A 15068-nucleotide genomic window follows, 5' to 3' on the forward strand; every position below is an offset into this window, starting at 1 on the left:
TTTAAACAGAAAGGAATAAAAAACGAATGGATAAAAGGTTATTTGAAAAACGTTGTAAATATAGTATTCGGAAATTTTCATTAGGTGTTGCCTCTGTTATCATTGGTGCGACATTCTTTGGAACAAGTACTGTTTTAGCAGATACAGCCCAAACTGGATCTACTGCAAATATGCCAGCTGATTTAGCAGCAGCTCTGGCCAATGCAAAAGATGATACTGGGCATGATTTTGAAGCGCCAAAATCTGGAGAAGATCAAGGTTCTCCTGAAGTGACTGATGGACCAAAAACTGAGGAAGAATTACTAGAGAAAGAAAAAGAAGCTGCAGCAACTTCAGCAACTGAAAATGAACTTCCAAAAGATCTGCGTGAAAAACTAGATAAAGCCGAAGATAGCGGTCATATTGCTTCAAAAGAAGACCTGGAAAAAGAAGACAAAAGTTTAGTTCCAGCAGAAGTTGCAAAAACAAAAAATGGAGAATTGAACTACGGTGCTACGGTTGAGATTAAGAGCGATGCTGGAACTGGTAGTGGTATTGTTATTGGAGAAAATCTTGTCTTATCAGTGTCTCATAACTTCATCAAAGATGTTCCAGATGGGAACAATCGTAGAGTAGCTGATAACATTGATAGTGATAAAGATGTTTATACAGTTTCTTATGAAGGTGCACCAGACGTTAAATTTAGTAAAAATGATGTAAAACACTGGGATCGTGAAGGCTTCCTAAAAGGTTATAAAAATGACTTAGCTATTGTCAAACTTCGCAGTCCTCTTGCAAATGCTCCAGTTGAAGTTGCGGATAAACCGTCAACTATCAAGAAAGGAGATAAGGTTCATGTATTTGGATATCCAAAAGGAGTGCTCGATCCAATCCTCAATACTACTGTCGAAGATATTAATGACCATGGAGAAGGCGTTCGTGGAATTAGCTACCAAGGAAGTGAACCTGGTGCAAGTGGCGGTGGAATCTTTGATGAAAATGGAAAATTAATTGGGATTCATCAAAACGGTGTATCTGGTAAACGTAGTGGTGGTATTCTTTTCTCACCTGCACAGTTAGAGTGGATTCAAAACTATATTAAGGGTATTGAAACAACTAAACCAGCTGGTCTAGATGCTCTTGATAAACAAGTTGAAGATAAAGAAGAAAAACCAAAAGAGGATAAACCTCAGGAAGAAAAACCAGCTGAAAACAAACCGGCAGAAAATAAACCGGCTGAAGCAGCAACGGGAGGAACTAGTGACGCTACTACCGAAGTGAAAAAAGAGTGGGACTCAGTAAGCCGTGTGAAAGGGAATGTTGAAGTCGTTGAAGAAGGCGGAGTACGCTACAACAAATTAACTTCAACAACAGCTAACGACAATGGAGCAAACGAAGCTTTATTTGAAAAAGCTGGATTACAGGCGGATGCGGAAGGAAATGTAAGCGTTGACTTAACGTTCAAGGCAAACACTCCTCCAGCTGAAACACGCTTTGGGGTATATCTAAAATATAAAGATAATGACAACAACATCTTTGTTGGGTATGACAAGGGCGGTTGGTTCTGGCAATACAAAGGACCAAATGTAAACACTTGGTATAGTAAGACTCGTGTAGAAGCACCAAATGTAGGGGAAGAAAACCACCTATCGATCGTGTACAAGAAAGACGGTCAATTAAACGCTACAAATAATGGACAAACTTTATTTAGCACTGAAGTCGTTCCAGAAGCTGTCAAGAACGCTTTAGCTGATGTCAATAAAGTTTACCTTAAAGCAGGTACTTATGGTAAAGAATTAACATCTGTATCGATCAAAGCGGATAACCAAGATAATATCAAACCTGAAGAAGAAACTCCAGCTGTGGATGATGGGTTACGTCGCAATGATCAAGACGTTCATTATGAAACTTTACAATCAGAACAATTAAAAGCGATTATTGACACAGCGTTTCCACGTGTTAAAGAATATGAATTAGATGGAAAAACGTTAACAGGTCAAGTTCAAAAATTAGATAAAATGTCAATCAACGGTGTGTTAGTGACTCCAGAAGTTCAATACCGCAAGATTGATGACACTACTGCAGAATATGTAATGAAAGTAAGAAACGATGATGAATTCATCAATGCTGAAATTACTGTAAAATTACAATTAGTTGGCAACGAAATGCATTTCGATGTTACTAAAGTAGTGAACAAAAACAATGTCGAAATGGGTAAACCAGTCGACAATGTTCGCAAATTAATCCAAACCATTGAATTCCCAGGAAACACACTTGTTTCTGTTGGTTCTAACAAACAAGGTGCAAAATTCGACGGAGCTCAAATGTCTACAAACACGCATAACCGTGGAGACTATCATTTAGACTTGAAAGAAGGCAAGATGAATGAATATACTTACGGCTTCATGTATGGATTTGTTTCTTCTAATGAATTAGCAGCGTCTGTTTGGAGTAACTCTCAATTTACTTATAAAGGAAATGACTTTGCACGTTTAACAACAGCGTTAGAACGTGTTGAAGGCGTAAACTACTTAGGTATTCAAAGCTCACCTTACTGGTATCAACGTGCTTATAAGAACTTAGTATTCCCAGAATACACATTAGAATTACCAAGTTCTAAAGTAGTCATTACAAAAGACTTAAACAAAGATAATGTTGTGGACTGGCAAGATGGTGCGATTGCATATCGTAATATCATGAACAATCCAAAAGGAGCAGAATCTGTTCCAGATTTAGTAGCCTATCGTATTGCGATGAACTTTGCATCTCAAGCGCAAAACCCATTCTTAATGACATTAGATGGTATTAAGAAGATTAACTTACACACAGATGGTTTAGGCCAATCAATCCTACTTAAAGGGTATGGTAGTGAAGGTCACGACTCAGGTCACTTAAACTATGCGGATATCGGTAAGAGAATCGGTGGCGTTGAAGACTTCAAGAAATTATTAGCAAGAGCAAAAGAATACGGAGCTAAAGTCGGTATTCACGTAAACGCTTCTGAAACATATCCTGAATCTAAATACTTCAGTGAAGCTATTTTACGTAGAAATTCTGACGGAACATATATGTACGGTTGGAACTGGTTAGACCAAGGTATCAACATCGATGCAGAATATGACTTGGCTCATGGACGTTTGGATCGTTGGAAAGAATTAAGAGAAAAACTAGGTGCTGACTTAGACTTCATCTATGTGGACGTTTGGGGTAACGGACAATCAGGAGATAACACTGCTTGGCCAACTCACGTACTTGCTAAAGAATTAAACTCTCAAGGCTGGCGTATGGCTATCGAGTGGGGCTTCGGTGCGGAATATGATTCGACATTCCAACACTGGGCAGCTGACTTAACTTACGGTGGATACACACTGAAAGGTATTAACTCAAACATTACTCGATTCATCCGTAACCACCAAAAAGACTCATGGGTGGGTGACTATCCAAGCTACGGTGGTGCCGCTAACTATCCATTACTTGGTGGATATAACATGAAAGACTTCGAAGGATGGCAAGGTCGAAGCGACTACGAAGGATATATTCGTAACCTCTTCGAAAACAACATCATGACGAAGTTCTTCCAACACTACAAAGTTTCTAAATGGGTGAACGGTGACCCAGTTGCGATGAGCGACAACGGTCAAAACTACAAGTGGACTCCAGAAATGGAAGTGCATTTAACAAATGACAATGGGGACGAAGTGAAAATTGTTCGTCAATCGAACGACCCTAATAGCCCAGACTACCGTAAACGTGTAACAACATTAAACGGTCGTGTCATTGAAAATGGTGGAAGCTACTTAGTACCATGGAACTGGGATGAAAATGGTAAAGCTTTGACAGGCGACAAAGAAAAGATGTACTTCTTCACAAATACTGCTGGAACAACTGAATGGACACTTCCAGATGATTGGACTGGAGATAAAGTATACCTCTATCGTCTAACAGACCAAGGTAAGAAAGATTTAGTCGAATTAACAGTAGGTGCAGACCGTAAGATTCAAATTACGGGAGATGCGTACCAACCATATGTACTTTACAAAGTTCCTCAAGGCAAGAAGACAATGGTATGGAGTGAAGGGCTACACATCTATGACCAAGGTTTCAACAGCGGAACATTAGATCATTGGGAAAAAACTGGTGACAGCGAACACGCTGAAATCGTGAAATCTCAAGGGGCTAACGAAATGTTACGTATTCAAGGAAACACTGAACGTGTGACATTGAAACAACGCTTAACAGACTTGAAACCTAATACAAGATATGCTGTTTATGTAGGTGTAGATAACCGAAGCGATGCACGTGCAGATATCACAATCCGTGTGGGCGATAAAGTGATTTCTAACTACACGAACAAATCAATCGCGAAGAACTATGTACAAGCACATGCGCATAACACACTTAAGAAAAATGCGACAGTGGATAATACAAGTTACTTCCAAAATATGTATGTATACTTCACAACAGGCGAAGATGTTTCTAATGTGACATTAGAACTTGGACGTGATGCGGATGCAGCAGCAACTTACTTCGATGAAATTCGTGTATTTGAAAACCAATCTGTAATGTACAACGAAAAACACGACACAGGAAATGGTAAATTCAAACAAGACTTTGAAGAAGTGCCTCAAGGTATCTTCCCATTCGTAGTGGGAGATGTTGAAGGTGTACAAGATAACCGTACTCACTTATCTGAAAAACACGAACCATATACTCAACGTGGATGGAATGGTAAGAAAGTCAACGATGTTATCGAAGGCAATTGGTCATTGAAGACAAACGGTTTATCAGGATATGACAAACTCGTTTACCAAACAATTCCACAAAACTTCCGCTTCAAAGAAGGTAAGACTTATAAAGTAACCTTCGAATACGAAGCAGGTTCAAATGGAGCATACTCATTCGTAATCGGTAATGGCGAAAATTCTCGTCGTAGTAAATTAACGAAATACGACTTAGAAAACACTTGGGAAAATTCATCAACTCCTAAGAAAGTAAGCTTCTATGTTACTGGTGAAAAAGGTGGAAACACTTGGATTGGTATTTACTCAAATGCGCGTGGTGCCGATACTAAAGGAGATACAGATAACAACGAAATCAACTTCAAAGGTTATAAAGACTTTATGTTAGATAACCTTGAAATTGAAGAAATTAAGTTAACTGGTAAGATGATCATCGATGAAGCATACGAAAAGAATACTCCAATCGTAAATGGCAACTACAAACAAGATTCATTAAATGCTTATAAAGACGCTGTAGCAGCTTTATTAGAAGCAGACGATGATATTAGTGTGGATGATGCTAAAGCTCTTGTAGAACGCGTTAACGAGGCTAAAGAAAAACTTGCGGTAAAACGTAGCGCTCCAGATTGGGACGATATTCATGATCTTGATGCTCCTTATGAAGAAGCAGATAATGTATGGTATGCATTTGATGGAAATACAAATACTTTATGGCATACACCTTATGGAGTGAATAGCTTAGGAAAACCATTAACAGTAGAGTTCAATAATCCGATGGAATCAACTCGCTTTGAATATGTTCCTCGTCCTTCAGGTCCAAACGGACGTGTGATGAGCGGTAGCCTTACAGTGATTGATGAAAAAGGACAAGAACATAACTTTAACTTTACTGGATGGGCAAATGATGCGAAGACAAAAGTGATTAACTTCGATGCTCCAATCAAAGTGAAGAAAGCTATCTTTACTGGTAACGAAACATACGGTGACCCTGGACATATTTCAGCAGCGGAATTACGCTTCGTCCTTCCAATTGAAGATGATAAACCATTAGATGAAGCTGCATACAATGCTGAAGTAGAACGTGTTCGTAAGATTGATCGTCAAGATGCGAAAGAATACTTGGCAGCTGTTGAAGCGTACAAGAATGGTCTTGCAGAGCATAACTTATTAACTCCAAACGGACTTAATAAATTGGTAGAAGGCTTGAAAGAAATCAAAGAAACTGAAGATTCAACTCCAGATCTAAAACCAACTCCAGATCCAGAGCCAACTCCAGATCCAAAACCAACTCCAGATCCAAAACCAACTCCAGATCCAAAACCAACTCCAGATCCAGAGCCAACTCCAGATCCAAAACCAACTCCAGATCCAAAACCAACTCCAGATCCAGAGCCAACTCCAGATCCAAAACCAACTCCAGATCCAGAACCAACTCCAGATCCGAAACCAACACCGAATCCAGAGCCAACACCAGATCCAGAACCAACACCAAATCCAAAACCAACTCCAGAACCTGAAGTCCTTTCAAGTAAGGGAGATCAACAACCACCAGTAGTTGAAATTCCTGAATTTACAGGTGGCGTTAATGCTGCAGAAGCGGCTGTTCATGAAATTCCAGAATTCAAGGGTGGCGTTAATGCTGCAGAAGCGGCTGTTCATGAAATTCCAGAATTCAAGGGTGGCGTTAATGCTGCAGAAGCGGCTGTTTATGACATTCCAGAATTCAAGGGTGGCGCTAATTGGGTTGAAGCGGATAAGAATGAGCACCCAGAGTTCAAAGGTGGCGTTAATTGGGTTGAAGCGGACAAGAATGAGCTTCCAGAATTCAAGGGTGGCGTTAATTGGGTTGAAGCAGCTAAGAATGATGTTCCTGAGTATAAAGAGACATTAGGTGCAGGAGACAATCAGACAAGTCCAATTGCAGAAAAACTTGATCAGAATCCAGCTCTAACACCAATGCCTGCGATGCAAGCAGCACAAAAAGAAGCAGATCAGTCCAAACTTCCTGAAACAGGTGAAGGAGCAACTGAACACCTCTTCCTAGTGGGTCTTACAGTAGCGATGTCTGCCCTATTTCTTGAAAAAAGAAAAGAAGATTAAAACATCATAGAGTTTTATACCATAAAAACTCAAACTCCTAACGGATTGTAATGGAGAAAAACAAACACCTAGAGAGGACCTCTTGGTCCTCCCTTTTTAAAAGGGAAATGATAACGCTTACCCAATTTAAGCGTGGGAAGGAAATAAAGAAAATGGGAAAACATTTTTTTGAGAGACGGTGTCATTACAGTATACGTAAATTTGCTATTGGCGCAGCTTCTGTTATGATTGGTGCTAGCATTTTTGGTGCTGGCATGGTTCAAGCAGCAGAAACAGAGGGACCTGCAGAGACAGAGGGTACAGTGACACAGGTTCAGCCCATGGATAAGTTACCAGCAGATCTAGCAGCTGCCATCGAAAAAGCTGAAGCAGCAAATCCAACTGAAACTACGGAAACGAATCCAACTGATGCGGAAGCTCATCCTGAAAATACTGGACAAGTAGCTCCAAAGCCAGCAGAAACTTCTGCTCCTAAGGAGGAAGTAACTCCAAAACCAGCAGAAACTCCTGCTCCTAAGGAAGAAGTAGCTCCAACAACTAAACCAGCGGAGAAGCCAGTGACCAAAGATTTGGTTGAAACTCCAGATGTCAACCATTTAGAAAAGGCAACTGCAACAGCTTCAAACCATGAAGCCAATACTCCATTTACAGCTGAGAAGGCGATTGATGGAAATCCAGATACTCGATGGGCAACTGACCGTGATGTTGTGAAACCAACAATCGAATTTAAGCTTGAAAAGACAACCTTAATTAAGCATGTGGAAATCGATTGGGACCGTCGTGTTCGTGGTGAACAAAATGATCCAAACATCAAATCTTGGAACCTCTATTATGCAGGTCAAGACGAAGTCAATGGATCAGGTCCTGGAGAATGGAAGTTAGCCCATCAACGCACAGGAACTCCGGTTCTAGATGAAAAAGTTGACTTAAAAGAAGCCATTCAAGCAAAATATCTCAAACTGGAAATCACAGATTATCAAGCTGGTACGATGCAATGGAAAAATGTGGGTATCCAAGAAATTCGCGCCTACTCAAATATACCGGATGCTAGCAAACCAACAGATATTCGTCAAGTTACAGAAATCACTGTTGCTGAAAATGGAAAATCACTTGTATTGCCTAAATTGCCTGGTCAAGTTAGTTTGATTGGAAGCAACAAGCAAGGAGTTGTTGACCTAAATAATAAAATCTATACACCTTTGACAGACCAACATGTCAAAGTGATGGTCCAACAAACCAATGATAACCACACTTTCAGAAAAGAATTCGAAGTTGTTATTAAAGGCTTGCATGCTGATGAAGGTGTTGGAACGAAGCCTGCAGTTGCACCAGCAGTCCAACAATGGTACGGTACTCAAGGTAAAACTTCTATTACTTCAGAGACGGTCATTTCAGTTGGAGATTCTGGATTTGACAAAGAGGCTAAATTCTATCAAACAGACCTCGAAAATCGTGGTTTGGAAGTCGCAACAGGTGGTCAAGAAGCACAAAACCGCATTGAGTTTAAAAAGGTTGAAGACAAGGGCTATGGCAAAGAAGGCTATGGTATCACCATTAAAGATGGCGTTATCACAGTAGAAGCTGCAACCAATACTGGTGCCTTTTATGCAACTCGTACCCTCCTTCAAATGGGAGAAAAAGACTTACAGAACGGTGAAATCCGTGATTACCCAAGCTTTAGTCACCGTGGCTTTATGCTAGATACAGGTCGTAAGTTTATTCCTTATGATACGCTTGTAGATATCATGCTCAACATGGCCTACTACAAGATGAACGATCTTCAATTGCACTTGAACGACAACTATATCTTCCTCGATAAACACGTGGAAGGTAAACATCTCAGCCAACAAGAAGAATTGGATTATGTTCTTAAAAATGCTAAGACAGGCTTCCGTGTAGAGACTGATGTTGTCGGTGAAAATGGTGAGAAATTAACATCTGACGAGCATTACACCAAGGAAGAAATGCAAGAAATTATCAAGTTAGCTAAAGCTTTGCATATCAACCTTGTTCCTGAAATTGACACACCAGGTCACGCATTATCATTTGTTAAGGTACGTCCAGACTTGATGTATAAGGGCCAACTAAGTGCCAGAAAACACAATGTAGAACGTGTAGCTATGTTGGACTTGGATAACAAGTACGAAGAAACGCTGGCTTTTGTCAAATCAGTCTATGATAAATTGCTCGATGGTGAAAATGCACCTCTTCGTGGCGTTTCAACAGTTCATATCGGTACAGATGAGTACTATGGAAGTCCTGAAAGTTATCGTCGTTATGTCAATGATATGATCCAGTACATCAAAGGTAAGGGCTTAACACCACGTATTTGGGGTTCGCTCTCTGCCAAACAAGGAACTACACCTGTTGATTGGAAAGATGTAGAAGTGGATATCTGGAGTATCCACTGGCAACGTCCAGCTGCCGCAATTGCTCAGGGTGCTAAGATTATCAATATCACAGATATTCCAACCTATAGTGTTCCAAGTGGAAGCAATAGTCAAGGTGGTTATGGGGATTATGCCAACTATGAAACTCAATACAACCGCTGGACACCAAATGACTTCTCAACTGGTGGAGGACCACGCCTAGAAGCCTCTAATCCAAATATCCTTGGTGGTGGTCATGCAGTCTGGAATGACAACATTGACCTCCATGAAACAGGACTTACCTCTTTTGATATCTTTAAACGCTTCTTCAAGAGTATGCAATCAACTGCAGAACGCACTTGGGGTTCAGATCGTGCAGCTAAGACCTATGCAGACCGTATCCAACCAACAAGTGTTTATGCACCGCGTTCAAATCCAGATAAGATAGTAGAAGAAAGCGACCTCTTTACAATTAAAGCAGAAACTATTAAGAAATATCTTGCTAAGAATGTGAAGAAAACAGAAGCAGGATTGAATTTTGAAAAAGATTCTAGCATCGAAGGTCTCGTTGGTGATGTTGGTCCGAGTCATGTTTTGAAATTGGATGTGACAGTGACAGGAGACGGAGAGCAAGTCTTCTCAACTAGTGGAGACAACCAACTTTATCTTGCGGACAAGGATGGCTATCTCGCTTATAAATTTGAACAATTCCATATTCAATTTAATAAGAAACTTGAAAAGAACAAACGTTATCAAATCTCAGTTGTAACCAAACCTCAAGTGACAGAAGTTTATGTAGATGGCGAAAAGGTTGAACGTATTGCAAATCCAGCTCATCCTCGCTTGGCCCACAATACCTTGGTACTTCCACTTGAAACAATCGGTGGTTTCCAAGGAATCTTGCATAGTGCGGAGTTGTCCAATGAAGCATTTGTAAATCCACGTTTGATCCCAACAGATCACTTTAGTGTTTCTGCAACTAGTCAGGAAACACCAGGAACAGAAACTGAAGGACCAGTAGAAAAAGCTTTCGATAATGATCCGAATACTTTCTGGCATTCAAAATGGACTGGAGACCGTGCTCCATATACAGTTGCAATGAATTTGAATGCTCCTGAAAAAGTCAATGGTTTGACTTATCTTCCACGTCCAGGTGGAGGCAACGGAGTCGTGACCTCTTATGAAATTTATGCTCAAAAAGATGGTCAAATGGTGAAAGTTGCTTCAGGAACTTGGGAAAATAATGCCAAAGAAAAAACTGTTAATTTTGCGACAGTTGAAACCAACAAGGTAGAATTTAAAGTTCTATCAGGTGTCGCAGGATTTGGTAGTGCTGCAGAAATCCAACTACTCAAGCCACTTTCTAATAGTGAATCTGAAGAACCAGTTGCTCCAGAAAAACCAGTGACTCCTGAGAAACCAGTGACCCCAGAACCACCAAAAGTTGGAGAAGTGGGCGATGGTACAACTGAACTCGCTGATAGTTTTGTAGCTAAGAAGCCAGCTAGTGATGATGTGATTGCTGCTGCGGCACAAAGTCAAGACTATCTCAAGAAAGAATACAAGGTATTCCCAACACCACAAAAAGTTACTTATGGTGAAGGTGTTACGAAACTTCAAAAACAAGTTAATCTTGTAATGGGCAATCAGTTAGATATTTATACTCGAAACCGCTTGAAGAGTGTCTTGCAAGATCATCAAATTTCTTACACAAGCAGTCAAGCAGCAGTAGCAGGTGCTACCAATATCTATCTTGGTGTTCATGGTCAAAATTCACAGGCTGAAAAAGAAATCTCTGGTATTTCTCAAGGACTTTTTGATAAGATTGATGCTTATGCTTTGTCAATCAAAAACAATACAATCTCTATCGTCGGTAAAGATACAGATGCTGTCTTCTATGGTTTGACGACTCTTAAACACATGCTTAATGAAAGTGAAGCTCCAGTTTTACGTAATGTAACAGTTGAAGATTTTGCTGAAATCAAAAACCGTGGCTTTATCGAAGGTTACTATGGAAATCCATGGTCAAATGCTGACCGAGCTGAACTCATGCGCTATGGTGGTGACTTGAAGTTGACTCAATACTTCTTTGCACCAAAAGATGATCCATACCACAACAAGAAATGGCGTGAACTTTATCCAGAAGAAAAATTAGCTGAAATTCGTGAGTTGGCGCGTGTCGGAAACCAAAACAAGACTCGCTATGTTTGGACTATCCACCCATTCATGAACAACCGTATTCGTTTTGGAAATGATGCTGACTACCAAAAAGACCTTGATACCATTAAGGCTAAATTCACTCAATTGATGGATGTCGGTGTCCGTGAGTTCGGTATTCTAGCTGATGATGCTCCAAGCCCAGTTGGTGGCTACAATAGCTACAACCGCTTGATGAAGGACATGACAGATTGGTTGACTGAAAAACAAGCAACTTATGCGGGCCTTCGTAAGGAAATGATCTTCGTTCCAGGTCAGTATTGGGGTAATGGTCGTGAAGATGAATTGAGATCTCTAAATGAAAATCTTCCAACTTCAACTTCTATGACCCTTACTGGTGGTAAGATTTGGGGTGAAGTATCAGAAAACTTCCTTACAAACCTTAAGAACAACCTAACTGCAGGTGGTAAGACTTACCGTCCAGTTTCTCTATGGGTCAACTGGCCTGTTACAGACAACTCTAAACAACACTTAATCTTGGGTGGTGGTGAGAAATTCCTTCATCCAAATGTGGACCCAAGTCTCCTTTCAGGTATCATGTTGAATCCAATGCAACAATCTGAGCCTTCTAAGATTGCCCTTTTCTCTGCGGCTCAGTATGCATGGAAACAATGGAAGTCTGAAGAAGAAGCTAAGAAAATAAATGATATCGCCTTCAACTTTGTTGAAACTGGTAAGTTTACAGATAGTGAAACATCTGTTGCCTTCCGTGAACTTGGTAAACATATGATCAACCAAAACATGGATAATCGTGTCGTCAAACTGGAAGAATCTGTAGACTTGGCTCCAAAATTAACAGACTTCCTGACCAAGCTTAAAGCAGGTCAGGATGTGACTGCCGAACGTGCAGCCTTGCGAGCTGAATTTGCCAAGATTAAAGAAGCAGCCGAACTTTACAAAGCATCAGGCGATAAAAAAATGGTTGCCCAAATCCACTATTGGTTGGATAACGCAATCGACCAAATGAATGCTCTCGATGCCTTCCTTACAGGAACTGAAGCCATGGCTACAAACGATGCAGCCAAACTCTGGGATAGCTACTATAAAGGTTTGAAATTGTACGAACAGTCTCAAACTCATACCTTCCATTATGTAGACCATATGGAAAAAGCTGAATTGGGTGTCCAACATATCCGTCCATTCTTACTTGGTCTTCGTGAAGTATTGGCAACTGAAGTTCAAAAAGCCTTGCACCCTGACCAAGTGATCAGCACCTTTATCACAAACCGTACAGGTGTAGAAGGTGGACTTGCTGAAGTTACTGATGGAGATTTAGGAACACATGCCCTTATCAAATCACCAAACAGTATCCAAACGGGTGACTATATTGGTTTGAAATTTAATAAGGCTGTTCCAATCCAAAACTTGACATTTGCAATGGGAACTCAAGCAAATCCACGCGATACCTTTAACAATGCTAAAGTTGAGTACCTCAATAAAAATGATCAATGGGTAACACTTTCAGAACCAAGCTACACTGGTAATGAGCCTCTTCTTAAATTTGAAAATCTCAATATCAATGCTAAAGCTGTTCGAATGATTGCCACTTCTAATCGTGATAATACTTGGTTTGCTGTACGAGAAATCGCTGTGAATCGTCCTGTAGAAGTAAGTCGTCCTAAACAGACAGCTACAGTGACCATCAGTCCAAATCTCATGTACAAGTACAACACGACAGTTGCTCAGATTACAGATGGTCGTGATAATACTGAAGCTATGCTTGCAAATGCTGATCGCACGGATACAACTCCTGTCGATGGTTGGATTCAACTTGACTTGGGCGAAGTCAAACCTGTAACTAAGGTTCGTCTCGTTCAAGGTTCTGGAGATAAATTGGCAGAAGGTGTTCTTGAGTATTCTACAGATGGAAATTCATGGCAAGAATTGGATCGTTTAGCTGGTGAACAAACCAAAGAAATTGAAACTCCAATTTCAGCTCGTTACATTCGTGTTCGTAATACCAAGAATATCAATCTATGGTGGCGTATCGCTGACTTCTCAGTTGAGACACGTGCTGGAAATAGTGAGATGACAGATACCAATGTTGAAAGCTTGAAATCAACTCCAGTATATGACAGTCTCGGTCGTTATGACATGCAAATTCCAAGTGGAACTAAGCTTCCAGCTCATAGCTACTTGGGTATGAAGCTAGACCGTCTACACCAAGCTGAAAGTATTCAGGCTATTGGTATTGGAAATCCAGCCCTTGACTTGGAATTCTCTCCAAATGCACAAGAATGGTATCCAGCTAATCAAGTAACAGATAAGTCCTTGGTACGTTATGCTCGTTTGGTGAATAAGACTGACCAAGAACAAGCAGTGACAGCAACATCTCTACTTGTTAAGACAAAAGAAGTTCAACCAACCAAACTTGATTCTACATCTATGGGAATAGATGCCTATTATGGTGCAAATGATGTTCGCAAGATCAAGAATTTGGATCAGTTGTTTGATGGTGTCTACAATAACTTTGTAGAGTTCTCTGATTATGCACATAAAGATGGTCACATTACCTTGAAACTTGGTAGCGAACGTGAAATCAAGAAGATTAGAGCTTATATCCAAGATGGTACGAAGAACTATCTTCGTGATGGTAAGATTCAGGTTAGCCAAGATGGCAAGACTTGGACTGACGTTGTGACAGTTGGTGATGGCCTTGCAAATGACATGCATGATGATTCATTGACAGATGGATGGACACATGATTCTAAGATGCCTGGAAATCGCTACATCGAGGGTGAACTTGCAAGTCCAGTGAAAGCCAATTATCTACGTGTTCTCTTCACTGCTAACTACGACGCTCGTTTTGTCGGATTTACTGAATTAGTCATCAATGATGGTGAATTTGTGAAACCTATCAACGACCCAACGGTTCAAGGAAATGGTGGAGAAAGTAGAGGCAACCTTTACACCAATCTTGTAGATGGCAAAGTCTTGACAAGCTATAAGGCTGAGAAAGGCCAAGGTGAGTTGGTTTACCACTTATCAGAACCAACAGATGCTAACCATATCCGACTTGTTTCTAGTCTTCCTCAAGGAGTAGTGGCTCGCGTACTGGCTCGCACTCTTAAAACAGACAGAGACGGTGCTTGGACAGATTTAGGCACAATTACCTCAAGCTTCCAAACATTTGCAGTGAGAGATAAAGCTCCGTTACTTGATGTTAAACTCATTTGGGAAGGTGACAAACCAGAGTTCTATGAAATGACTACTTACTACCAAGAACTTTCAGAAGAACCTGAGCAACCAACTCCAGATCCAAAACCAACCCCAGATCCACAACCAACCCCAGATCCAGAGCCAACTCCAGATCCAGAACCAACCCCAGATCCAGAGCCAACTCCAGATCCGAAACCAACTCCAGATCCGAAACCAACTCCAGATCCAGAGCCAACTCCAGATCCAGAGCCAACTCCAGATCCGAAACCAAGTCCAGATCCAGAGCCAACTCCAGATCCGAAACCAACTCCAGATCCAGAGCCAACTCCAGATCCGAAACCAACCCCAGATCCAGAGCCAACTCCAGATCCGAAACCAACTCCAGACCCAGAGCCAACTCCAGATCCGAAACCAACTCCAGATCCAGAGCCAACTCCAGATCCAAAACCAACCCCAGATCCAGAGCCAACTCCAGATCCGAAACCAACTCCAGATCCGAAACCAA

The 15068-nt window shown here is 40.9% G+C and carries 1 protein-coding gene and 1 pseudogene; both read left to right on the plus strand.

Going from position 1 to position 15068, the window contains the following annotated elements; translation table 11 throughout:
* Nucleotides 1–26 precede the first annotated feature (26 nt).
* On the plus strand, nucleotides 27–6818 hold the full coding sequence (locus NGI26_RS02455) for a SpGH101 family endo-alpha-N-acetylgalactosaminidase (RefSeq protein WP_251935525.1): 6792 nt from the start codon (nucleotides 27–29) through the stop codon (nucleotides 6816–6818).
* A 152-nt stretch (nucleotides 6819–6970) separates the two neighbouring features.
* Nucleotides 6971–14677, plus strand: a pseudogene (locus tag NGI26_RS02460) (beta-N-acetylglucosaminidase domain-containing protein); the annotation flags it as partial.
* Nucleotides 14678–15068: the final 391 nt, after the last annotated feature.

This window comes from Streptococcus sp. Marseille-Q0941, assembly GCF_943736975.1.
Taxonomy (GTDB): Bacteria; Bacillota; Bacilli; order Lactobacillales; family Streptococcaceae; genus Streptococcus.

What these genes read in the sequence shown, in the direction of transcription:
- NGI26_RS02455 (WP_251935525.1), top strand. Translation starts at nt 27, where the DNA reads ATGGATAAAAGGTTATTTGAAAAACGTTGTAAATATAGTATTCGGAAA.